This window comes from Chloroflexus islandicus (assembly GCF_001650695.1).
Classification (GTDB): domain Bacteria; phylum Chloroflexota; class Chloroflexia; order Chloroflexales; family Chloroflexaceae; genus Chloroflexus; species Chloroflexus islandicus.
The window spans coordinates 1-24122 of sequence record NZ_LWQS01000047.1 but is presented as its reverse complement, the minus strand read 5'-3'; the positions used below and the strand labels follow the sequence as shown (position 1 = coordinate 24122).

Below are 24122 nucleotides of genomic sequence, written 5' to 3'. Positions count from 1 at the left end.
ACCTCCCCGGAGCTTAGTGGAAGCGTTACGCCGGTATCACGCCGGCGCACTCTACACTATACCACCGCATCGTACCGAGACACAATGCCCCCTCCCACAACGGGAGAGGGCATTGTGCAGCGTCCTAATTGCTTACTGCGCACACATTGCCATCGAGGCGCAAGCGCAGATTCTGTTCAACCGTCGAAATAAACCCGGCCTGAGAGGATGGATCGAGGACAACGACCATATCCGACTGGCTAGAACCACCAGTAAAGATCTGGCTGTACATCCGCGGCTGGGCCGTCGGCGGATCGAGCGGGTGGCGATAGAAGAGATAGGCCTGCATGCGGTAGGTACCCCGCGGGATCTCCTCGAAGGTATAGCGCACCCGGCCATCGGTGCCAGCCACGATCGGCGTCCGATAGACACTGTTGGTCGTGATATCTTGCAGGATAACCTCGCCAACATTCGGGTACCGCAGACCGCCAACCGACTGGAAGTGATTGCCCGGAATAGTGCCGCGCCATTCACCGTCGCTGCCGCTCATACACGGCGACCGCTCCAACTCAGCATTAATCGCCAGCATGATCCGGTCAACGTTATTCAGACCATCCGCCCCACGCTCTAACGTATCGGCGATATAGAAGTGGCGCGGCGTCGTCGCAACGCCATCACGCAGACCCGTCGGCGGAATCGCCGTCAGCGCCAGCACATAGATATCGGTCTGGATCGACTGGTTCGATTTAATCGCATTCGCGTTCTGCACCATCTGGGTAATCGGTCGATCAAACGTCCGATTACCAGTGCGATAGGTACCGCCAACCTCGGTGGTCTGGCATTCCGCATTATCAGTCACCTTGCTGCCCAACGAGCGGCAGAAGTGGCCTTGCGGGTAGGTGTTGGAATTGCTTTGACCACCGTTCAAGGTTGACTTGGTCGTGTCGAAGAAGATATTGGACACACCATCGGTCACGAAGATGATAGCCCGGCGATAGACCCACTCACGGCCCAATTGATTGGTGGTCGTCGGCGCATTCTGCAACAACTGACCCGCCCGGTAGATCGCGCCAGCGCCGTTCGTACCGCCTTGGGTCAGATACGGGCTATTGTTCGTCTTGCCCGCATCTAGCACGGCTTGCTTCAGTGCCGCCGGATTTGAACTGAACGGGAACTGATTGGTTGTTGGGATATCAGCATTAAACCAGACCAATGCCATCTGATCGATCGGCTGATTAGGATTGTAGTTGGGATTACCCGGCATATTCGTCTGCTCGATCAGCAAGCGGATCGCTTCTTTCGCCACGTAGATAATCCGTTCTGACTGTGGCTGCCACGCATAGGTCGGCGAACCGTTGCAGTTCGGGTTTGGCGGCGGCGATCCGGCCGGGCCACTAGCGCACTGCGCCGGGCGACCATTCAAATAGCCTTGCCCATAGAAATTCAGGTTCATCGAGCCAGACACGTCCAGCACCACCACATACTGCACCGGGCGGCGGAAGGTATTGATAATCTGGTACTCCGGCCACAACTCGACGCTGCCGGTCAGGCGGACAATATTCGCATCCTCCGGCGGCGGCGGCGTCGCCGAGCAGGCGGTGCCTTGCCGGTTCGGATCACCGAGGAAGATAAAATCGAAGTAGGGCTTGCCACGCTCTTGACCGTACTCGGCCAACACAAACAGACCAAAGCGCACCACGCGGAAGGCAGCGTTCGAGCCTTGACCCACCGCCACATCGTAGATTGGCAGCACCATCCGGGTGCCGTTGGCAACATGCGCATCCAGCGCATTACGCAGTTCATTGCTATTGTTATAACCTGAACTGCCGTACACCCAGTCACCGACGTTCAGCTCACCGGGCCGCTCCGGATAGTTTTCCGGGCGAGGCAGATTGGTGGCCGGCCACGGCGTCACCTCCATGAAACCGCGCGAGAGGGTGCCAGTACCAGTCAACGCCAGCGCCAATTCTTGGTTGCTGTTCGCATTCGCGCCACTGGCGCCACGGCCATCAAGCCAGCGCAGCCAGCCGAATTGGCCGGGTTGATTGCCATCGGTCGGGTAGAGCCGCATCTTGGTAAAGCCGCGGTACGTCCCGCTGGTCAGGCGCGTCCAGTTATTGTCAGGCACGCCATCGCCATTTGAGTCACGGCTGCGGAATTCGTTGCCGCTCAGATACTCATTACTCACGCCGATCGGATACACGCCGTCAGTCGGCGGGCAGGTGCCGGCATACGCAGTCGCCGCGATCGGCAACTGATTTTGATTGACGACCCGGGCGAAGAAGGTATCAACGTCGCCTTCAAGGTTGACCTGAATATACGCGACATTATCTGGCGCCACCGTACCGTTGCGGGTAATGAGCGCACCACCCTCGATCGGCTCGCCGCGCGCATTCAGGTAATAGGCCTCCATGCGAATATTGGGATTGTTTTCGATGTCAATCCCATTCGAGCGCAATGAATTAACGATCGAGTCGTAGATGACGGTATTCGTCGTACCGGCTGGCCGGCGCACATACGTATTCATCGCCGACAGTGAAGCGGCGTTCGCGGCGGCGACAGCGCGGCGCTCTTCAGAGAAGGTGCGCCCGACGTCAACCGACAACGCCACCATGCCGACGAGCACGACAATCATCAGGGCCAGCAGTGGAATACTCTGCCCGCGTGCCCGTCGTAGCTGATGTTGCACTTTTGTTCGTTTCGTTGCCATTGATTTCCTCCATTTGCTGCGTTGCCATGCTCGTGCTGGAGCTTTGATGATACGGCGACGGACCGCAGATCATTAACCGACAAACTGGCTGCGAATAGGCATCGTATGGGTGACACGCAAGATAATTTCTCGACCGAATGCCGGCGCTAGCGGGAAAAAGAGCCGGTAACGGTACCGCACAGTGACCCGAATCCAACAGTTCTGGCCGGCATTGCGCATATCGGCTCGTGGCGTTGTGGTTGAGCACGTGCCGCTCAGGTTCGTCGGATTAGACCCCCGTGGGTTTTCAATAATCACAAACCCGTTCGGGTTCGTCGGATTATTTGGATTGAAGACGATGGTCTGGGCAGTGTCGTTAATACCATCACCATTCAGGTCAAGCAGATTAGCCACGCCTGATGGGCGAGTGCCGCCAGCGGTGCGAATACGATTGAAAATCTCTTGATAATTCAGCCGCACCTCCGTCACCTGACCGCTGCTATTCGTTACAACCACCGGATAACTACCATACGTAGCGCCTTCTTGAGCAGCAACGCGCAGCGCTTGCAAGGTAAAGAAGATCAAGCCAAGATCAACCGCTGCTGCCAGCAAAAGAAAGATTATCGTAGCCGCGAGAGCGAACTCAACCAGCGCCTGACCAACCGTTTTGCGACGATGTTTCTTGATCATAGTTCCCTCACAACGGCTATCTACCTTGCTGCAAATCGCGCCAATCGGCCACATCACGAGCGCAGGCCACCCCTCGCGGGTTAGTCGGATCAACACCCAGATTTTCAAGCGACCGGCGCTGCACAACCCGCAGATTGATCGTGCCGTTGCGAATCCCGATCAGCTCGAACAACGGGGTAATGGTACGTACCGGATAGTTAATCTCAATCTCAATTGGGCCGCGATCGCTGAGATTGCGCGTCTGGCCGCCATTGGGGTAACGGATGATCACGAAATTCTCGATTGCCCGCCCCTCATTCGCTGAGCCATCGAACAAGACTACGTCCGAACGAATGGCTTCGATAATGCCGCGTACACAAGCGTCAGCGGTAAAGCCGGGATAGCCGGACGGCGGGTTGTTGCGCAGATCCAACCATGTTTGATGGGGTGGCAACTGCGCTGCAACCTCGGCGCCATTGCGTGCTGCCTGCGACACCATCGAATAGGCAAAAATCAAATAACCAAACTCGATGATGCCAAATAACACAATCAGCATGACGGGCAGCAAGAGTGCCATTTCCACGATTGATTGGCCGGATTTTGGTTTCATGGCATGCGCTCCCGTGAACACGTTTGCTCTAGCCGTTAGTATATGACTGGCGTCGATGATGCGGAATAGTCCGAAGGTACCGGGTTTTTCAACGAGCGTCTTCTGGCGTTGCAACGATGTAACAGCTTGATTGAATCACCGGTTTGGTCGCCAGATGCGCCGCGCAAGCATACCCGATAATGAGGTTGCTGTTAGTCATGCCCGCCGATGTACTGCACGATCATCCGTTGCCAATACGGCCAGTCGTGATACCAGCCATCCCAAATCCGCAAGGCATTGCCGATCCCCTTGGCCCACAATTGGCTCGACAGCAGTTCATTTGACCATGCCGACGGGTCGTCGCGCCCCGTGACGAGAATAATGTCGGTTTCGCGCAAGCGATCGATCGTCCACGGATCGTTGAGATTGGGCACGAAATCAATCGGATTGTGGAAGTAGACGCCCTGCGTATAGTTGGTAAAAAACCGCTTGAGATCGTACAACCCTGAGAGGCCGATGACGCGCCGCACTAAGCCGGGATGGCGGAGCGTAAAGATCACCGCCTCGCTGGCCCCAAACGAACAACCGGTGGCCATCAAGAATGGATTGGGATTAAGATGGCGCACCAGCGGCAAGACTTCAGTGATCAGATAGTGCTCATATTGCTCTTCTCGCCACATCCGCGCATCGGCATCAGCGCTATAGTTGTACCAACTTTCACTGTAGACGCTATCGACGCAAACCAGTTGAATCCATCCTTGCTCGAGATGATGGCCAAGCGCCGCCACCATGCCGCGATCTTCGTATTCGTAGAAGCGTCCGTGCGAAGTGGGGAAGACCAACACTGGTGCACCAGCGTGACCGAAGATGAGCAATTCCATCGTTCGATTGAGGGCAGGACTGTGCCATGCATGGTATTGTCGTTGCATATTCCAAACGGGTGCATTTCAAAGCGGCGATGACAATAGGTGAAATGATAGCCTGCGCGCAATGGTCTGTCAATGAAAGGAGTCGATAAAGGAGGGATAGGATTGGGCAATGCGCTGCATAGCCGCTGCCTGCCCTCGCTACGGGTTCAACCCCTGTGATCGCATTGCATTTGACAAGGTTTATTGACATGACAACCCTGACCGCTCAGTACGCACGCGAGCTGACATGGCCCCAACTGTTGACACTGGTCTGGGGCCGCTGGCTGGTCAGTCTCGCCTTCCGCATGGTCTATCCGCTATTGGGATTTTTGGCCGCCGGCTTTGCAGTTGATCTGACCACCGCCAGCCTGTTGATCACGGTTCAAGTAGCGGCGTCGCTGCTGAGCCCGTTGGGCGGGATGCTGAGTGATAGCATCGGCGATCGGGCCACGATGATTTGGGGCGGGGTCATCTTTACGATCGGCGCGGCGCTTTGTGCGATGAGCGCCGCCTTTATCCCGTTTCTGCTTGGGTATGCGGTGATTGGCCTCGCCATCGCGGTGGGTATGCCGGCGCTGCAAAGTTACGTTAGCGCGCGCAGCCGCTACGAACGGCGCGCGCGGATGCTCGGCGTGCTCGAGTTGAGTTGGGCGCTCTCGGCGCTGCTCGGCGTACCGCTGATCACGTGGGGCGCGGAACGATGGGGGATCGCCCCGATCTTTGCCGGCTTGACGATCGCTGGCAGCATGATGGTCATATCGTATATCATGTTACCGAACGATGCCCAACCGCCATCCCGCCAACCGCACCAGCCAGCATCTGCGAATCAGCTCTGGCATCTCTTACGGCAACCGAACATTCTGGCTGCATTGGGATTCATCTTCATCCAATTAGCTGCGGTTGAATTGATCTTTGTCAGTTACGCCGGTTGGCTGAGCAGCGCATTTAACGCCACGACCGCCGAGCTTGGGTTCGTCTTCGGATTGCTGGGAGTGGTTGAGTTGATTGGTTCGCTGGGCGCGACGCTCTTCACCGACCGGATCGGCAAGCGCCGAGCGGTATTAGGCGGATTTTTGCTCGTCGGCGTCTGGTTGCTGCTCTTGCCGCAGAGCGGATCGTGGCCGGTCTTTTTGGCCCTCCTGTTAGCCTTTGACCTGTGCTTCGAGTTTGCGATCGTCTCGACCTTCCCGCTTATGAGCGGGCTCAGCGCGCAGTGGCGCGGCGCGCTGCTCGCGCTCATGACCGCTTGCATTGGCGGGGGGCGGATTGTAGGTTCACTGGCCGGGCCATGGATCAGCGCCACCGCCAGCTATGCTCTCACTAGCACGATTGCCGGCATACTGGTGTTGATCGGGGTTGGGATCGGAGTTCTGTTTATGAAGGAGGGTGATGCCTGAAAAAACGCCGTGTAACCAACACTCCTGCGGGTGCATCTGATAGGTAGCAATTGCAATGATTATGGCGTGAAAGGAAACAAACCAATGGCTCTGATGCAGGAAAAAGATCGCAAGGCAGTGCGGGAGGCGTTCGCTGGTCTGAACCGGCCAGTCGAGATCGTGCTGTTTACGTCGGAAGAGAGCGGCGAATACAGCGATGTGACCCACGAGCTGCTGCAAGAGGTGGTAGCACTCAACCCGCTGCTGCGCTTGAGCGTCTATGATTTGGACAAAGACGGCGCGTATGCAGCCGAGCTTGGCGTCGACAAAGCGCCGGGGATCGTCTTTTTGGTTGGGGAAGAGCGAAAAAATCACGGCCTGCGCTTCGCCGGCTTGCCCAGCGGCTACGAGTTTGCTTCGTTGATCGAGGCGATCCGGTTGGCTGGCGGCGCCACCCAGCCTGATCTGCAGCCGGCGACGATGGAGCTGCTGGACACGATCAAGGCGCCGATGCACTTGCAGGTCTTTGTGACGCCGACCTGCCCCTACTGCCCGCGGGCGGTGGTAATGGCCTACCGGCTGGCGTTGGCCAACCCGTACATTACCGCCGAAGGCATCGAAGTGACCGAATTCCCTGAACTCGGCGATCGCTATGCGGTGATGGGCGTGCCGAAGACGGTGATCGACGATCTGGTGCATATCGAAGGCGCCGTGCCAGAGGGAATGATGGCCAACAAACTGCGCGAGGCGATTGTCGCCGCGGCGTAATGCGTCGTTGGGCGCCCGGCCGGCGGCGCTACAGAACTGCCATCGTAGACGTGATATACTGAATCTATGCCATCACGTCTACGATGGAGGAACTGTTGTGCCGGGACCAATTATTGACCTCTCACTCTATGACGATGAACAGGCCTTGCTCGCCGGCTTGCGCCGCGGCGACCCTGATGCCTGCACCTGTTTTGTCAAACGCTTTGCGCCGCTGGTCTACGCCCGCGCACTGCACCTGCTCGGCGACGCCGACGATGCCGAGAACGTCTTGCAGACGACGTTTATCAAGGCATGCGCGGCGCTGCCGGAATATACTGGCGCTGGCAGCTTAAGCAGTTGGCTCTACCGGATCGCCTCAAACGAAGGGTTGATGCTGCTGCGCCAAAAACGACCGCAAGTCGCGCTCGATGCGGTTGGCGAACTGGCCCCGGACGAGACGGCGCTGCCTCACAAAACGACGTGGGCGATCGATCCGGCGCGGAACGTGCTCGATGGCGAATTACGGCGTGAGATTGCGCAGGCGATTGCCGAATTGCCTGATGCGTTACGGACCGTGATTGTGTTGCGCGATATCGAGCAACTCAGCACGGAAGAGACCGCCGAGCGGCTCGGCATTAGCCCCGGCGCGGTAAAGGTGCGGCTGCACCGAGCCCGGTTACGATTGCGTGAAGCGCTGGCGCGCTATGTTGAAGCGTCGAGTAGTGACAGGTAAGGGCGACGTACACGTCGCCCGCCTGCCCACATCGCCCGCTTGCGCTGGGATCAGCGCGGCAACGCAGAGGTTGCCCCAACCGCGAGGATGCCAATGGAACGCAACGATCACTGCCTCGACCTGATTGATCGCTTGAACGATTACCTTGACGGCGAACTTAGCGCCGCTTCGTGCGCTGAGTTGGAAGAGCATCTGCGCCAGTGCCCCGAATGCCAAGAGTTACTAGCGTCGTTGCAACAAACGGTCGACTTGCTGCACCATCTTGACGATCTGCCACCGCCATTGCCGCCTGCACTCGAAGATCGGCTCATTCACCAGATGCAGCAACAGATGCCGTTTAAGCAGCATTAGCGGCCGTAGTGGGTAATCAGCAATTGGCGAAACGCATAGGCCACTGGCGAGAGCGGGCGGGCCGCGCGCCACAGCAGCCGGAGCGTGCGGCGTAGGAGCCGGCCGCTGATTGGGATGGGATGCAACGCACCCACCTCTTGCTCGGCGGTGATGGTGTAGAGGGGCAAAATCGTCAGCCCCGTGCCGATCATCACCATTCGCTTGATCGACTCAAGGTTATCGAGTTCGGCAATGACGCGCGGCGTGAGCGATTGTTCGCGCAACGCCTGATCAAGCCATGCACGGGTTTGGCTGTTCGACTGGCGCATCACCATCGGCTGGCCAGCCAACTCGCTCAGATGCACCTCTGCGCGCCCCCACCACGGATGGCGGCGGCCCACAATCACGTATTGATCAAACTCGCGTAACGGCTGCTGCTGAATATCAGTATCAGCGCCATCGAGTTCCCCCTCAATCGCGCCAAGATCAAGCATACCACTGCGTAATTCGGCCACAATCGCCGGCGAAGTGCCGGTTTGGGCGCTCACGGCGAGGTTGGGATACCGCTGACCAAACATCTGCACCCACTCGGGCAACAAATAGGCGCTGACGCCGGGAGTAACGCCAATCGTCAACTGGCCGGCCCGCAAGCCGGCGACATCAGTGACGGCCAATTCGGCCTCGGCCACAAGCCGAAAGATGCTCTCGCAATACGACAATAACCGCTGCCCAGCCGGCGTCAACTCCACCCCGCGCCGGCCACGGGCAAACAACTCGGTACCCAGCGCATCTTCGAGCGCGCGAATGTGCTGGCTGACGCCCGATTGGGTCATGTGCAACTGCTCAGCCGCCTTGCTGAGGCTGCCGGCAGCCACCACGCGGGTAAAGATATCGAGTTTGTACAGATCGAGCATCGTTGCTCTCCCAGTTTGCAGCAGCCTTACGATACGCCACGAACGCCGTCGCCATCATGCGCCGTGATTATCACACCGTGGTCATCCTAGCATGCCGTCGCTAGCGGGATCGGCACGTTCATTCTTTGGAGCAATGATCATTTCTCATCACAGATATAAGTTTTTGCTAAGAGATAGTATAAGCAAGATCGGGCTTCTGCCAAGGGGTGATTTTTGTTATCCTGCGTACAAACAATCCCAACACTCCAGACAAGCAGTTGGCGCCAATGCTGTAACACAGGAGTGTGTCCCTCGCTTTGGTGACGAACGGACAGTAATGAAAGAAGGGAACGAGAGCGATGTTGCTGAAGTACTTCTACGATGAGATGCTGGCGCAGGCTTCTTACCTCATCGGGTGCGCCAAGACCGGCGAGGCGATGGTGATCGACCCCATGCGTGATGTCGAGCCATATTTGCGGGTAGCAGCGAAGGAAGGCTTGCGGATCACCCACGTTACCGAAACCCACATTCATGCCGACTTTGTGAGCGGGGTGCGCGAATTGGCGGCTCGCACTGGCGCGCAGATGTATCTGAGCGACATGGGCGATGAGAATTGGAAATATGCCTACCCCGAAGTGAGCAAAGCGATTTTGGTCAAAGATGGCGATACGTGGATGGTCGGCAACATTAAAGTGCAGGTTATCGCCACCCCCGGCCACACTCCCGAGCACATCGCATTTATGATTACCGACACGGCAGGCGCTGACCAGCCGATGGGCATTTTCACCGGCGACTTCCTCTTTGTTGGCGACGTAGGCCGGCCTGACCTGCTGGAAGAGGCGGCAGGCATTGCCGGCACCAAGGAGCCGGGTGCGCGCCGGCAATTCCATTCGGTGCAGCGGTTTAAGGCGTTGCCTGATTATTTGCAGGTATGGCCGGCGCACGGTTCGGGCAGCGCTTGCGGCAAGGCGTTAGGTGCAATCCCATCGAGCACGCTTGGCTACGAGAAGCGGTTCAATCCGGCATTCCAATTTGACGACGAAGATGCGTTTGTGAAGTGGCTACTGCACGGCCAGCCTGAGCCGCCGCGCTACTTTGCCCGCATGAAATACGTGAACAAGGTCGGGCCGGCGTTGCTGCGCGATCTGGCGGTACCGGTCGAGATCGAGCGACCGGTGCTCGACAAAGCCATCGCCGAAGGTGCGATCGTGTTCGACCTGCGCAGCGCCGCCGAATTTGTCGCCGGTCACGTGCCGGGCAGCATCAGCGTACCGATCCGCAAGATGTACAGCAGCTACGTTGGTTGGTTCGTTGACTTCACCAAGCCGACGTACCTCGTGGTGCCGGATGACGCCGATATGACCGAGATTTTGAAGGATTTGCGGGCAATTGGCGTTGATGATATTCCGGGGTACGTGCCGGCGTCGGCGCTGGGTGGCAATCTGGCCCAACTGCCCACCGCCACGGTCAAGGATCTGAGCGCGGCGCTGGCCGACCAGTCGGCTGTCATCCTCGATATGCGCAACCTGACCGAGTACGAAGAGATCCATCTGCCCGGCGCGCTGCACATTCCGGTTGGCTACCTGCCGCGGCGGTTGGATGAAATTCCGCGCGACAAGCCGATCATCGCTCACTGCGCCACCGGCTACCGCTCGCAAGTCGGCACGAGCGTGCTGCGCCGCTTTGGCTTCACCAATATCGCCACCCTTGTTGACCCGCAAGGCACATGGCGCGAATTGGCTGAATCGGTAGCCGTCTAACCCTTCTCGATCACCCCCATGGCAGGACAGGCATTGCCTGCCGTGGGGGTGAGGCCATAGATCGCGAGTGATTGGTTTTGCCCGCCGGTGAGCGGGCGCAACACGCAGGAAGAGCTATGACATACACACCAACCAATGGGACGCCAACCGCTGAGATGCAGACGCTTGACAACGGTCACATCGCTGAGCTGTTGACCCAGATGATGGAGCGGATGGATCGGCTCGAGCAGCATCTGGCGAAGGTAAACACGCTGGCCGACGAGGCGCCGGCGTTATTGGCCATGGCGACCGATACCGTTGACGGATTGTATCGCGATGCAGCGAGCGCCGGCGTCGATATTGACGAGCGGTTGAAGGTGGGGTTGCATGCGCTGGAGCGGCTGACTGAACCGGCGACACTGCGCGCGCTGGCCGGGTTGAGCGAGCAACTCGTTACCCTCGAACAACTGGCTCGCCAAGCCCCCGGCTTTGCCGCAATGACGGTTGACATGATCGACGAGCTGTACGCTGCGGTGAACAAGCAGGGTGTCGATATCGAAGGCACGATCCGCCAAGGCCTCATCGCGCTGCGCAACTTCCTGACCTTGATGCAATCGGAAGAGGTCAAGGCGCTGATGAGCTCAGGCGTGCTCGATCCGAAGACCTTGCAAGTGATGGGAGCCGCAGCGCACGCGCTGGTGAGCGCGCAACGCGAGCCGCGCCGGGCCGGGCCGATGGCGCTGTTTGGCGCGCTCTTTAACCGTGACGTGCAACGCTCGCTCGGCTTTGCCCTCAACTTCGCCGAACGGTTTGGGCAGAAGCTGGGGTAAGCACGATTGCATTGACGACCGTTCAGTAGCATTGCGGCATGTACGCCGCGCAGACAAGAGAAAGAGGAAACTGCTATGGCCAAGAGCCACTATCAAGTCATTATCGCTGGCGGCGGCACCGGTGGTTTGACGGTCGCTGCCCAACTGATGGATCAACCCAATCCGCCGGAGATTGCCTTGATCGAGCCGGCGGAAGTCCACTACTATCAGCCGTTGTGGACGCTGGTCGGCGGCGGGGTCTTCCCGCGTGAGCAATCGGCCCGGCCCGAAGCCGACTACATCCCGCCGGGAGTGACGTGGATCAAAGAGAAGGTCAAGGCGTTCGACCCTGACAACAACAGCCTCACTCTTGGCAATGGCGAAACCATTACCTACGACTTTCTCGTCGTGGCGCTGGGGATTCAGATTGACTGGGGCAAGATCAAAGGCTTGCCTGAAACGTTGGGCAAGAATGGCGTCTGCTCGAACTACTCCTACGACACGGTCGAGTACACGTGGCAGAATATTCGCACCTTCCGCGGCGGCAACGCAGTCTTCACTCACCCCAGCACGCCGATCAAGTGCGGCGGCGCACCGCAGAAGATCGTCTATCTGGCCGACGACTACTTCCGCCGGTCGGGGGTGCGCCAGCAGACCCAGCTCAACTTCTATCACGCCGGCGCGTCGATCTTCGCGGTGAAGAAGTATGCCGATGCACTCAACCGGGTGGTGGCGCGCAAAGGGATCAACGTTCACTTCCAGCATGACCTGATTGAGGTGCGCGGCGAAGCGCGTGAGGCGGTCTTCCTCAACCTTGCCACCCGCGAGACGGTGACGGTCAACTTCGATATGCTGCACGTCTCGCCGCCGCAGAGCGCGCCGGATGTGATTAAGAGCAGCGCGCTGGCCCATTCGAGCGGCTGGGTGGATGTCGACCAGTACACCTTGCAGCACAAGCGCTATCCGAACGTGTTTAGCCTTGGCGACTGCGCCAACCTGCCGACCTCGAAGACCGGCGCAGCGATCCGCAAGCAAGCGCCGGTGCTGGTAGCCAATCTGACAGCGGCGATGGCGAAAGAGACGCTGCCCGCCACCTACGACGGCTACACCTCGTGCCCGCTGGTGACCGGTTACGGCAGCCTGATCTTGGCCGAGTTCGACTATACGAACCAGCCCAAGGAGAGCTTCCCGTTCGATCAGTCGCAAGAGCGCTACAGTATGTACGCGCTGAAGGCGTATGGCTTGCCGGCGATGTATTGGAACGGGATGCTGCGCGGACGGATGTAAGAGCACAGCACGCTGTGCCCGTACAGGGTAGAGCGCGCTAGGCTCGGGCACAGCGCGCCGCGATAGAGAATATTTTCCGGGTCTCCTCCCTCCCCACGTAGAGACGGCCTCATGGGCCGTCTCTATGCGGTTTAATAGCGTTGATCGCTGACCGAAATGCGCAGAAGCAGGCCAACGATCAAAAAGTTGATGATAATCGACGAGCCGCCATACGAGATAAACGGGAGCGTAATGCCGGTGAGCGGGATCAGGCGGAGATTGCCGCCCAAGATAATCAACGACTGCACGGCAATAATCGAGGTCAGCCCCACTACCAACAACTGCTCGAAACCGCGGAAACGACCGGGAATGGCCAGCGCCAGATGGTAGCCGCGGAAGATGAGCAGCAGATAGGCAATCAAGACGGCCAGCGTACCGGCTAAGCCCATTTCCTCGCCAATTGCCACAAAGATAAAGTCGGTATGCACGGCAGGCACGTATTCGGGCACGCCGCGCCCCAAGCCAGCGCCAAAGATGCCCCCTGAAGCCAGCGCGTAGATAGCTTGCACGATCTGGTAGCCGGACCCTTGGGCCGTTGCCCATGGATCGAGCCAGACCGACACGCGCAAACCGACGATCGGCAAGAACCGGTAGAGCAGGTAAGCGCCGCCGGCAAAGGCAGCCATCCCCACCATCACATACAGGCCGCTGCCGGTGGCCACGTACAGCATGGCCAAAAAGACGCCGAAGAGCAACAACGCAGCACCCAAGTCACGCTGGAAGACAATGGTCAGCATCGCGATGCCCCACATCCCGACCAGCGGCACTAAGTAGGGCAACGGCGGCAGTTTCAGCGGGCCAAGCCGGTAATTCGACTGCACCACCTCACGGTATTCGTTGAGGTAGGAAGCCATGAAGATAACCAGAATGATTTTGAGCAATTCCGACGGCTGAAAGTAGAAGAACCCCAAATTAAACCAGACCCGCACCCCGCTGGCGTTGGGATCGACCCCGAAGATGAAGGTGGCCAAAATCAGCAACAGGCCGAGCGACAGCCAGAGGTAGCGGTAGTGATCGAGCACATCAATGAACGAGAGGCGGAACAGCCTGATGCAGATGCGATCGAGCGGCGTGAAGAGGATCGCGGCCATAATCACCGCGCCGAGCGTCACCCACAACGTCTGCTTAGCGGCAATCCCTTCGTAGCACGGGAAACGCTCGCCGGCGGCATTGCTGCAAAAAGCGATTTGGTTCAACCCCGGCTCAAGCCGCGCGGTCATCATAAGGCTCAGACCGGCTAGCAAAGCAACCAGCGGTAAAATCAACTGGTCAGCGGTCGGACTGCGCCACGACAGACCGAGCGAAATCGCGACGAAGAGCAGCAACGGCAAGCTAGAGGGCCAAAGAATGCTCGCCAACCCGCTGAGGGTGGTCTGCAACTCGCTCTGGCCGGTAGCCACTACTACCAGCAGGTAACCGGCGGCAAAGAAGAGCAGCACCGTCACCAGCAATTGCAATTCGACGGTGCGTAAACGGCGGAGCTGGGTAAAGGCAGCGCGTAATGTCGCCATAGATCATCCTGAGCCAACAGAGCGGTGCTTCTTTTTATGTTAAATCGGCCAATTCGATTCGCGCTCGCAATGGAAACCGGCCCGTTCGAGCGACTCGATCACCGCTTGGGCATGGTCTTCATCGCGCACCTCAAGGATCAGCTCGACACCGGCGCGATCGATCGGCACTCGCCACATCCCACGGCGATGGAAGAGATCCATCACACTAGCGCCGGTGGAAGCGACATGGTTGACCAACGCCGCCAAACCTCCCGGACGGTCGTCAACGCTGGTGCGCAGCAAGAGGTAGCGGCCCTGCCGCACCAACGCAAACTCGATCACGCGCATGAGCAGGTTAGCGTCGATATTACCGCCACAGAGTACGGTGGCAGTAACGTGATTCGGCTGCACCGGCACCTTGCCGCTGAGCAGGGCCGCCACACCGGCTGCGCCGGCTCCCTCGACGACCAGCCGGCTATGTTGCAGCACATGGGCAATCGCCATCACAATCTCTTCATCGTCAACCGTCACCACTTCATCAACGAGCGCCTGAATCATGGGCAGAGTCAACTCGCCGGGCCGCTTGACAGCAATACCATCGGCGATGGTATGGGCCGCCGGCGCCGTGACCGGATGGCCGGCGGCGAGGGAAGCGGGTACCGGTGCGCAACCGGCGGCCTGCACGCCAACAATCCGCACGTGGGGGAGAAGGGTCTTGACGGCGAGGGCAATCCCACTAATCAGACCGCCGCCGCCGATCGGCACCACCAACTGGTGTAAATCGGGCAGCGCTTCGACCAATTCAAGGCCAATCGTACCCTGTCCAGCAATCACGCGCGGATGATCGAAGGCATGCACATAGGTCAAGCCGCGCTCTTCCTTAAGGGCATGGGCATAAGCCACTGCATCGTCAAAGGTAGCGCCGTGCAGAATGACTTCAGCGCCGAGACGACGGGTTGCGACCACCTTGGTGAGGGGAGCGCGTTCGGGCATCACAATCGTGGCTTTGACCCCCAACAACTGGGCCGCCTGCGCCACACCTTGGGCATGGTTGCCGGCGGAAGGGGCGATCACCCCGCGACCCTGTTCTTCGGGAGAAAGATGGACAATCGTGTTATAGGCGCCGCGGATCTTAAACGAACCGCTCTGTTGGGTATTTTCGGCCTTGTAAAAGATCGGCCCGCCCAACTCGGCGCTCAGGCGGGTAGCCGGCAACACCGGCGTGGGCAAAATAATGTTGCGCAGCGCGCGCCGCGCGGCCTGAATATCGGCCAACTCAATCGCAAATCGGCTCATGGAACGTCGTTGCTCCTTTTGAGTTCAAGCGTCCTCATTGGCGCCATCATCATCTATTCAAGCTCAAGACTCTCGTGGGGATCGCGCTTGAAACACATTGGCGTATCATCGATTGTCATGCAGAAATGTTCATCAGTCATTACAAACTTGATGGGAGGTAACGATATTGGTACATCATTTAACACATGAGGTATTGGCATCTTAACATACTTCTCAATAAACCGGCTCATGATATCACCGGCAGCTTGCGCAAGATGTTGCCAAGCAGCTTCACCAATATACACCATACCTTGTTCACGCTGAAAGGCTTTGGTCAAATCTTCAAGCCGAGGATTAGGGGTAGGATCGAACACGATGAGCACCGGAACGTATCCGCTCATCCGGCAATCCAGTGGGAAATCGATCTCTTCTTGCCATCTTCCTTGCCCGGAAGCTGCGATTGTCACCCGCATTTTGATCTCATAGGCAAACTGATCACGAATACAATCAACTTGACGCCCTCGGGAAGGATCACGATGGCGCCGAATCGGACTCTTTGCGGCACTTAACGCGACGCCACCAATAGCATTGGCGATAATTGGCTCAAAGAGATAGCCTGTCTCTTGCGCAGCACGATTATCAAGGTCATATAACCATTTTCGCCAAAGTAAGAAAGCAGCTAACGCAGAAGGAGCCATTTGACCGTATTGCAACAATGCACGCGGCCCTATCTGATCAAGAGTAGGAAATGGCTGATACGAGATAATACGCACATATTTGAGGCGACTCTTGTGCAAGGTCGCAAGGCATGCAAAGTACGTATCGGCGTCAGGTATCAGCGCGACAAGACGCTCAAATAAGGGTATGAACTCGATCTGAGGCAGGGAAAGACGTTCAAGATCAGGCTCAGAGAAAAATTCAGGCAATGACAACGCATCTAATTCAGGAAATTTATCAACGATCCCTAAATCACGAATAATGGTAGCAACAAGAAAACTACAGACCGGATCACTCAACGCAACTCCCAGCGTGCTGCTACCAGCCGCTCGTACACGGGCAATGAGCGCTTTTTGCGCTTGAGTCAAGGCCATAGTGACAATTGCTCCTGTACACGATGCGATTGCAAATAACGATTTCGGACCAGCATGTCGACTCGTTGTAGTACTGGACTCATCCCCGAAGCAACAGTTGGAACGAAGGAAAGCAACGCACCTGAAGATATGGTTTGAAGATGGCGTCCAGCTTGCAGGTCTTGCCATAATGTGGACGCCACGATCTTGCTCAGTAAAGATGGAACAGCATTGGCGATCTGGAGGATACAGGAATGATTTGAACCAACAAAGACAAAGTGATCAGGAAAAGACTGGATGCGCGCACATTCGCGCAGCGTCAAAAATCGATGTTCTACAGGATGAACAAATTCCGTCAAGGCGCCCGAAGTGATGGTACTAGCCGGCTGATCAAGGCGTAAACGGCGCAACCCAAATGGCGCACCGCCGCGCCGTTCAGAAGGCATCCCGTCACGAACCCGCCGGAAGGCGCGCCGGCGATAGCTTTCGTGCCATAACGATACTGGTAAGTCCTTCATTGATTGTCCGGGTTGTAAAAGGGTAATGCGTTGTTGATCCAATGGTGACAGCTCACGCACCACATAGCCCTGTGGCTCACCCGGCGGGATCAAGGCCGGCGGCGGCAAATCTGCGAGCGCATCTGCCAATGTGGGACAAAGCGGTAAATGGCGACATGCATTGGCTGCCCCCGGCGCACCAAAGGCTTGATGGGTTGGCAGCGGGAAGGTTGGATCCCACCCAAACCCGCCGATCACAATAATTCGCTTACGATTCTGAGGGACACCATAATTAGCCGCATTCACCTTTCGTACATGAACACGATAGCCAGCTTCAATGAGTGGATCTAATAAATCAAGCAACAAACTGCCATTATCTATCGTTAGAAATCCTTCAACATTTTCAAACACAAAAGCTTTTGGTTTTATGTTAGCAACCAAGTTCGCAAATACTCTTATCAAAGAATTTCTTTGATCATGTAATCGACGTAGACCGGCTGAAGAGAAGCCTTGACAGGGTGGCCCGCCAATAACAACATCTGCGTATGGCAGATCCGTTTGGTTAGTAATATTAAAGCAATGAACATGATTACCTAAATTTAATTGATATGTTCTGACAGCATACTGATCATGATCAGCAGCTAGCACACATGTAAATCCAGTTTCTATGAAGCCAAGTGAAAAGCCGCCTGCACCGCAGAAGAGATCAACAAAGGTAAACCCTGACATATCAGCAACCCCGATACAACAAAAACGATCATTCTACGAAGCTTTATGACATAATTGCCACACGGTGCCAAACTTTATAATGCAATGAGCCAGCCTGTACAAATGAAACGAATATGGTTTCGAGCATACAGGAACAACAGCATAGCATTACCCTGCATACTCGCAGAGACAAGAAGGCCATCCAATAACTCTCCTAATCCTCGCCGGCAATGATTTCTTGGGCATTGGCCGCCCGCGCCGCTAGCACGCGGAAGCGCATTGCCGTGTCGCGGTCGCGCGCTTGTTCGGCGGCGCGCATGAGCACGCCGAGCGCCAACTGCAACCGGCGCAACTCTTCGCGGTCGCCGGCCAATTGTAAGCGAGCCAGCTCTTGCTCGCAATACTGGGCAATTTGATCAATCGTCAGCATCATCAACCTCCTCGCACCCTTTACCCTTGCGCCTTGCTTGGCTGTCATTGTACCATTTGCAGGAAATCGGGAGCAGGGAATAGCGAGTAGGGAATAGGGAGCAGGGAATAGCGAGTAGGGAAGAGAACGTGCTGGGAAGGGAGCGATGCGCGCTGATCTTATCCATCTGTCCCCATCTCCCGGCTCACTACTCCTAAGACAGAAAGGAGCTTTTTCGATGCCAATGAGCATTGCCGAACTGACTGATGCGATCAACCGGTTTGTGACCGACAAAGGCTGGTACGCGCCGGATAGCATCTTCCCGCAGACGCCGCGCAACATTGCGATTTCGGTGGCGGTCGAAGCGGCTGAGATCCTCGAACATTTTCAGTTTCAGGATGAGCCGCGTAACCGCGAGGCGCTGGCCGGCGAGCTGGCCGATGTCGCCAACTATCTGTTCCAACTGGCTTACCTGCTCGATATTGATCTCGAACAGGCGATTCTCGCCAAGCTGGCCGAGAACTATGGCCGCACGTGGGAGGGGTAGCGGTTGTTCGCACTCTGTTTCACAATCGTGTAACCGTGACGTAACGACGGGTGTTATAATGCATTCTACCTGTCAAATATTCAGACCGTGCTCGTCACGTTCAACGAGGAAACCGGAGAAACGCACATGGATCGTGCCGCACAGATCAAGCAAATTGCCGACAGTTGGAACTCGCCGCGTTTTGCCGGCATTGTGCGCCCGTACACACCGGAAGACGTGTACCGTCTGCGCGGATCGGTGCAGATCGAGTACACGCTGGCGCGGATGGGGGCCGAACGCTTGTGGGACTTGTTGCATACTGAGCCGTACATCAACGCGCTGGGCGCGTTGACGGGCAATCAGGCGATGCAGCAGGTGAAGGCCGGGTTGAAAGCGATCTATCTGAGCGGATGGCAAGTGGCGGCTGACGCCAACCTTGCCGGGCAGATGTACCCCGATCAGAGCCTCTATCCGGCGAATTCGGGGCCGCAGTTGGTGCGCAACATCAACAATGCGCTGCGGCGCGCCGACCAGATCTATCACAGCGAAGGGCGCGACGATATTTACTGGTTTGCGCCGATTGTGGCCGACGCTGAAGCTGGTTTTGGCGGCCCGCTCAACGTGTTTGAGATTATGAAGGCCTATATCGAGGCCGGCGCGGCAGGGGTGCATTTTGAGGATCAGCTTGCTTCCGAAAAGAAGTGCGGTCACATGGGTGGCAAGGTGCTCATCCCGACGCAGGCTGCGATCCGCAACTTGGTGGCGGCCCGGCTGGCCGCCGATGTGATGGGAGTGCCGACGATCATCGTCGCCCGCACCGACGCCAATGCAGCAACGCTGCTGACCAGCGATGTCGATGAGCGCGACCGGCCCTTCTGCACCGGCGAGCGCACCAGCGAGGGCTTCTACCGGGTGCGGGCCGGCCTCGATCAAGCGATCGCGCGCGGCTTGGCCTACGCGCCCTACGCCGACCTGATCTGGTGCGAAACGAGTGAGCCAAACCTCGAAGAGGCGCGCCGCTTCGCCGAGGCGATCCACGCTCAGTTCCCCGGCAAGCTGCTGGCCTACAACTGCTCGCCGTCGTTCAACTGGAAGAAGAAGCTCGACGACGCGACGATCGCCGCCTTCCAGCGCGAATTGGGCGCGATGGGCTACAAGTTCCAGTTTGTGACGCTGGCCGGCTTCCACGCGCTCAACTACAGCATGTTCGAGCTGGCGCGCAACTACCGCGATCGCGGGATGGCTGCCTACAGCGAACTGCAACAGGCCGAGTTCGCCGCCGAAGCTTACGGCTATACGGCAACCCGCCACCAGCGCGAGGTGGGCACTGGCTACTTCGATGAGGTGGCGCAGGTGATCGCCGGCGGTGAGAGCAGCACCACGGCGCTGACCGGCAGCACTGAGGAAGAGCAGTTCCATTAGAAGGCTCACACCCCCACTAGGGGAGTGCCCCTCACCCCGCGCCCCTCTCCCGCAAGGCGGGAGAGGGGCGCTGCTGTATTGCGGGATGAACAGAAGGCGCAAAGCGAGCAAAGGCGCAGAGGGGGTTAACGCAAAGACGCAAAGCGAGCAAAGGCGCAGAGGGGGTTAACGCAAAGACGCAAAGCGAGCAAAGGCGCAGAGGGGGTTAACGCAAAGACGCAAAGCGAGCAAAGGCGCAGAGGGGGTTAACGCAAAGACGCAAAGCGAGCAAAGGCGCAGAGGACGCAGAGACGTGAAAACGCAAAGGCGCAGAGGACGCGGAGGGCGCAGAGGGGGTTTGATGAACCCTGTCCTCTGTATCCTCGGCAGTAGCCTAATGCCCTCAACCTAGGGAACCCGGCCCTTCAGAGCCGGGCTATGGTTACGAAGCCCGCTGCGCGGGCTGTTGGCCCTCACCCCCAACCCCTCTCCCACTGGCGCGGGAGAGGGGAGATGTTTGTTGCCGCAGAGAGCGCCGCGGGCGCGGAGAAGGGCAGGGACACCAGCACGCTCGTATCGCTTCCACCAAATCCCTTCGCGTTCTCTGCGATCTTTGCGCCTTGGCGTTGAAATCCTGTGCGACTTTGCGGTTGCCCCCACCCCTAACCCCTCAACCCACTGGGGTTCAAGGGCGGACAGAACATCTGTCCAGAACCCGGCCCTCAAGGGCCGGGCTATGGTTGCAAAGCCCGCTGCGCGGGCTGCTGACACTCGCCCACGATGCGGGAGAGAGGCTGACCCTTACCGCTACCCCCGGCAAGCAGATCCAACGCGATGTATAATAACAAGCGTGCAAATTCCAACTTTAATCATCGTCACCGGGCATCCGGCAACCGGCAAAACCACCCTCTCGCAAGCGCTGGCCGCTGGCCTGCGCCTACCGCTATTGAGCAAAGACGCTTTTAAAGAATTGATGTTCGATGGGCTTGGTTGGTCGGATCGGGAATGGTCGCGGCAAGTAGGGGCAACAGCGATTGCGATGCTCTACCATGCTGCGGCAACGATTTTGGCCAGCGGCCAATCGGTGATTATGGAGAGCAATTTCCGCGTCGATCTCGACACACTACGCATGCAACGCCTGCAAGCGATTGCCCCCTTTCGTCCGGTTCAGATCCGCTGCGTCGCCAACGGCCATGTGCTGGCCGAACGCATTATTCGGCGCGTGGCGCTCGGCCAGCGCCATCCCGGTCACTGCGATGATATGTCGCCGGCAGATTTGGAAGTCGTGCGCACGCGTGGCGATATTACCCCCTTGCCAATTGGCGGCCCACTACTGACGGTTGATACGACGATTCCCGAATCAATTGATATGGATGCCATTCTGCAATGGACGATAGCCCAATTACGAGCACAGGGTCTCTGATTGCTCGCTGTATGCAAGGAGCAACCGCAATGAGTCAAGCCATCATCCATCTGACCGCAACCGTCGATCCGCGCGCTCACATCGGTGAAAACACCCGTGTGTGGCATTGGACTCAGATCCGTGAAGGTGTAACCGTAGGCAGCGAGTCGATCATTGGCAAGGGGTGTTATCTCGATGCCGGAGTCCAGATTGGCAACCGGGTCAAGATGCAAAGCAATGTCTCGGTGTTTCACGGCGTCACGATCGAGGATGGGGTCTTTGTGGGGCCGCACGCTTGCTTCACCAACGATAAAACTCCGCGAGCGATCAACCCGGATGGGACGCTGAAAGGGGCGGACGATTGGACGGTAACGCCGACACTGGTGCGTTACGGGGCCAGCATTGGCGCGAATGCAACAATTGTGTGCGGGATCACGATTGGCCGGTTTGCGATGGTGGCCGCTGGCGCGGTGGTGACGCGCGATGTGCCAGATTACGGGTTGGTGATGGGCAATCCGGCCCGGCTGGTTGGGTATGTTTGCCCATGCGGTGCGCGCTTGCCGGGAGGGCCGGCGCCAACGACTGAGGCGCGCACGTGCCCGGTGTGCGGGAGAGTGACGTTGGTGGGGAGCGGTGAGTAGGGTAGCGGGCATTAGCGAATGGTGTGCGGGGCGAGTGGGAGCGTGAGCTGCGCCCGCGCCATCTCCCACTCGCCAAGCGGGGCCAGTTCGATCTGGTTGGTGGCCGGATCGAGCAACAGTACAGCGCGCTCGAAATACTGGACTACGCGCTGGCTGCCATCGGGCAAGGTCGTAGTCAACGGCGCGCTCAGCGGATCGCCGAAGAGCATCTGGCCGCCGTTACGCTGCCAGTACGCGGCAAACGGGCCGGACGGCCAATCAGCGGGCCGGCCCATTGCTTCGCCGCCGCCATACGCTTGCGCCGCCGCCGCCTCTGCCCCCAACGGCGCCATCTGCACGTAGGTGGCGGTATCACGCAAGGTTTCATCAACCACGATTACGGCGCGAGCGAAGCGTTGGCGCATACCAGCGGGTGAAATCTCGGCTGGCGCGAGCGGTGCGCCAAAACGCTCTGCACCGCCAAGCGCACGCCAGAAGCGATAGATGACTGCCGGTACCGGCGTGTCGTTAATGATCCCCGGCGCGGGCAACGGCAACACTTCATCAGCATGAGTGAGCACCGCGCGCAGACCGGCGAGATTCTCGGCTACCTCAGGCTGATCGCCGGTGACGAGTTCGGGGGTAATGGCGGCAATACCAAGACCGCCGGCCCAGTCGTGCATCCCGCCGGTGATGGCGTAGCGATCCCAGAAGCGCGCATATTCGTAGCCAGCGGCAGCGGCGTACACTTGAGCCATAGCAATGGATGGCTGATGTTCGCAACTGGCCGGAAAGACCAACCCGGCATTGGAGTGGAGAAAGATGGCGCCGGCGGCATCGAGCAAGAAGGCGCGGATGAGGCGCGTTTCGACTTGGGAATCGGGATAAGGGCCGCCGGTGTCTGAGACAATCCCGCGCGCGCCTTGCACCCGTTGCCGCCAGTCGTTTTCCGGGCAGGCATCGTGGCTGGTATCCATATTGCGGTTGAGATCGACGCCAGCGGCGTCAAACCGCCAGCCCCGCGCCATACCATCAGGATTGAGCAGCGGAATGATCACAAGCCGCACTTCTGGCGGCACTTCGGAGGGATTAGCGCGAAAATGCTCGATCAGCGCCAAAGCCAGCCGGTAGGTATTGGCTTCGGGTGCGCCATGGGTTGCCCCCACCACCACCAACTTCCGCGGGCCATCACCGAAGATGACGGCCTCGATGGGGCGGCCTTCAGCCGAACGGCCAATTTCAACGGTGCGGATCGGCGTGGCTTGAGCTGGCGGTACGCTGGGCAACCAGCTTACGATGATGAGCAAGATGGCCAAGACGAGATGTGGCATAGTTTAGCTGAGACCAATGCAGGCCGGCACGCGCGCAACGAGCAGTTTTCATCTCTAGTGTACCATTAGGGGCCGTGCGTTTGCTAACATAGTCTAGTTGCAATACCAGTTGAGCGTCGCAAGCAGCGGGTGGATCGATCACGTGCAAGTGTGACTCCCGCTCGCGCAGGAGATTGCTTCGCCGCGCGGCTCGCCATGACATCTGGAAGCTGGATTCCGGACGCTCCTTGGCGGATGTACCGCCCCCAATCACCGATCTTGCCATACGGCGGGCCAGCGGCCCGCGCGCCCTCTTCCCACCATCAGGCGGGCCAGCGGCCCGCGCTCCCTCTTCCCGCCGCCGGTTCAAGGGCGGACAGAACATCTGTCCTGTACCCGGCCCGAAAGGGCCGGGCTAGGGGTACGAAGCCCGCTGCGCGGGCTGATGCCCCCACCCCTTGCCCCTCCCCCGCTGGGGGAGGGGTGATGGGGAGCGCAGCCCGGGGCTGTACGACATCGCACAGCGATCAACGGTTATGCTCGATTACATGTTCTGTCCGTCCCTCAACCTCCTGAGGGGGAGCCGCCGGATTGACGGCAACGACATTGCTTGCGGCGAAACAGGGC

Annotated in this window: 22 protein-coding genes; 11 read left to right on the top strand and 11 right to left on the bottom strand. The window is 58.4% G+C overall.

Annotation, left to right across the window (positions count from 1 at the left end):
• Positions 1 to 124: 124 nt before the first annotated feature.
• The 4 genes from A6A03_RS08175 to A6A03_RS08160 all read right to left on the bottom strand — a co-directional run bounded on the left by A6A03_RS08175 (position 125) and on the right by A6A03_RS08160 (position 4855).
• Positions 125 to 2689: a VWA domain-containing protein gene (locus tag A6A03_RS08175; protein WP_066786188.1), complete on the bottom strand. Its 2565-nt coding sequence runs from the start codon at positions 2687 to 2689 to the stop codon at positions 125 to 127.
• Between the two features lie 72 nt (positions 2690 to 2761).
• A complete protein-coding gene (locus A6A03_RS08170; protein WP_066786185.1) occupies positions 2762 to 3358 on the bottom strand; it encodes a TadE/TadG family type IV pilus assembly protein in 597 nt (198 codons plus the stop codon).
• A gap of 16 nt (positions 3359 to 3374) precedes the next feature.
• Entirely contained in the window at positions 3375 to 3947 is a 573-nt protein-coding gene (locus tag A6A03_RS08165; protein ID WP_066786182.1) for a TadE/TadG family type IV pilus assembly protein, read from the bottom strand.
• Between the two features lie 191 nt (positions 3948 to 4138).
• Entirely contained in the window at positions 4139 to 4855 is a 717-nt protein-coding gene (locus A6A03_RS08160) for an esterase family protein (RefSeq protein ID WP_066786179.1), read from the bottom strand.
• Between the two features lie 188 nt (positions 4856 to 5043).
• On the opposite strand from A6A03_RS08160, the gene A6A03_RS08155 reads away from it, so the two are divergent.
• From A6A03_RS08155 to A6A03_RS08140, 4 genes are all read left to right on the top strand, one after another.
• Positions 5044 to 6231, top strand: a complete 1188-nt coding sequence (locus tag A6A03_RS08155) for an MFS transporter (RefSeq protein ID WP_066786175.1) — start codon at positions 5044 to 5046, stop codon at positions 6229 to 6231.
• 84 nt (positions 6232 to 6315) lie between these two features.
• Positions 6316 to 6978 (top strand): protein disulfide oxidoreductase, encoded by a 663-nt coding sequence (gene pdo / locus A6A03_RS08150; protein WP_066786172.1) that lies wholly within the window; start codon positions 6316 to 6318, stop codon positions 6976 to 6978.
• 97 nt (positions 6979 to 7075) lie between these two features.
• Positions 7076 to 7690, top strand: coding sequence for an RNA polymerase sigma factor (locus A6A03_RS08145; protein WP_066786169.1), 615 nt, complete (start codon positions 7076 to 7078; stop codon positions 7688 to 7690).
• A gap of 93 nt (positions 7691 to 7783) precedes the next feature.
• Entirely contained in the window at positions 7784 to 8041 is a 258-nt protein-coding gene (locus tag A6A03_RS08140) for an anti-sigma factor family protein (RefSeq protein WP_066786166.1), read from the top strand.
• On the opposite strand, the gene A6A03_RS08135 is transcribed toward A6A03_RS08140, so the two are convergent.
• Positions 8038 to 8934, bottom strand: coding sequence for a LysR family transcriptional regulator (locus A6A03_RS08135; RefSeq protein ID WP_066786163.1), 897 nt, complete (start codon positions 8932 to 8934; stop codon positions 8038 to 8040). The two genes, A6A03_RS08140 and A6A03_RS08135, sit on opposite strands and share 4 nt — an antisense overlap.
• A gap of 338 nt (positions 8935 to 9272) precedes the next feature.
• On the opposite strand from A6A03_RS08135, the gene A6A03_RS08130 reads away from it, so the two are divergent.
• From A6A03_RS08130 to A6A03_RS08120, 3 genes are all read left to right on the top strand, one after another.
• The gene (locus A6A03_RS08130) at positions 9273 to 10673 is read left to right on the top strand and encodes an MBL fold metallo-hydrolase (protein WP_066786155.1); all 1401 of its coding nucleotides are present in this window, start codon (positions 9273 to 9275) and stop codon (positions 10671 to 10673) included.
• Between the two features lie 116 nt (positions 10674 to 10789).
• A complete protein-coding gene (locus tag A6A03_RS08125) occupies positions 10790 to 11482 on the top strand; it encodes a DUF1641 domain-containing protein (RefSeq protein ID WP_066786153.1) in 693 nt (230 codons plus the stop codon).
• A 75-nt stretch (positions 11483 to 11557) separates the two neighbouring features.
• Positions 11558 to 12748 carry an NAD(P)/FAD-dependent oxidoreductase gene (locus A6A03_RS08120; protein WP_066786150.1) on the top strand — a complete coding sequence of 397 codons (1191 nt, stop codon included), beginning with the start codon at positions 11558 to 11560 and terminating at the stop codon, positions 12746 to 12748.
• Between the two features lie 131 nt (positions 12749 to 12879).
• Here the strand turns inward: A6A03_RS08120 and A6A03_RS08115 are convergent, their stop codons facing one another.
• From A6A03_RS08115 to A6A03_RS08100, 5 genes are all read right to left on the bottom strand, one after another.
• Positions 12880 to 14298 (bottom strand): FtsW/RodA/SpoVE family cell cycle protein, encoded by a 1419-nt coding sequence (locus tag A6A03_RS08115; protein WP_066786149.1) that lies wholly within the window; start codon positions 14296 to 14298, stop codon positions 12880 to 12882.
• Positions 14299 to 14337: 39 nt separating this feature from the next.
• Positions 14338 to 15573 carry a threonine ammonia-lyase gene (gene ilvA / locus A6A03_RS08110; protein WP_066786147.1) on the bottom strand — a complete coding sequence of 412 codons (1236 nt, stop codon included), beginning with the start codon at positions 15571 to 15573 and terminating at the stop codon, positions 14338 to 14340.
• Between the two features lie 53 nt (positions 15574 to 15626).
• Positions 15627 to 16643 carry a hypothetical protein gene (locus tag A6A03_RS08105; RefSeq protein ID WP_066786145.1) on the bottom strand — a complete coding sequence of 339 codons (1017 nt, stop codon included), beginning with the start codon at positions 16641 to 16643 and terminating at the stop codon, positions 15627 to 15629.
• Complete coding sequence (locus A6A03_RS19965; protein WP_076798235.1) at positions 16634 to 17848, bottom strand: DNA cytosine methyltransferase; 1215 nt, start codon at positions 17846 to 17848, stop codon at positions 16634 to 16636. Before A6A03_RS19965 ends, A6A03_RS08105 begins: the two co-directional genes overlap by 10 nt.
• Before the next feature lie 193 nt (positions 17849 to 18041).
• Positions 18042 to 18260, bottom strand: coding sequence for a hypothetical protein (locus A6A03_RS08100; RefSeq protein ID WP_245668907.1), 219 nt, complete (start codon positions 18258 to 18260; stop codon positions 18042 to 18044).
• 214 nt (positions 18261 to 18474) lie between these two features.
• Between A6A03_RS08100 and A6A03_RS08095 the strand changes: the two genes are divergently transcribed.
• From A6A03_RS08095 to A6A03_RS08080, 4 genes are all read left to right on the top strand, one after another.
• Positions 18475 to 18783 carry a nucleotide pyrophosphohydrolase gene (locus A6A03_RS08095; protein WP_066786139.1) on the top strand — a complete coding sequence of 103 codons (309 nt, stop codon included), beginning with the start codon at positions 18475 to 18477 and terminating at the stop codon, positions 18781 to 18783.
• Positions 18784 to 18909: 126 nt separating this feature from the next.
• Positions 18910 to 20184 (top strand): isocitrate lyase, encoded by a 1275-nt coding sequence (gene aceA, locus A6A03_RS08090; RefSeq protein WP_066786136.1) that lies wholly within the window; start codon positions 18910 to 18912, stop codon positions 20182 to 20184.
• 829 nt (positions 20185 to 21013) lie between these two features.
• A complete protein-coding gene (locus A6A03_RS08085) occupies positions 21014 to 21586 on the top strand; it encodes a P-loop nucleotide/nucleoside kinase family protein (protein WP_066786132.1) in 573 nt (190 codons plus the stop codon).
• A gap of 29 nt (positions 21587 to 21615) precedes the next feature.
• Complete coding sequence (locus A6A03_RS08080) at positions 21616 to 22206, top strand: acyltransferase (protein ID WP_066786129.1); 591 nt, start codon at positions 21616 to 21618, stop codon at positions 22204 to 22206.
• Between the two features lie 11 nt (positions 22207 to 22217).
• Here A6A03_RS08080 and A6A03_RS08075 read toward each other — a convergent pair whose 3' ends face one another.
• Positions 22218 to 23516: a M14 family metallopeptidase gene (locus A6A03_RS08075; RefSeq protein ID WP_066786126.1), complete on the bottom strand. Its 1299-nt coding sequence runs from the start codon at positions 23514 to 23516 to the stop codon at positions 22218 to 22220.
• Positions 23517 to 24122: the final 606 nt, after the last annotated feature.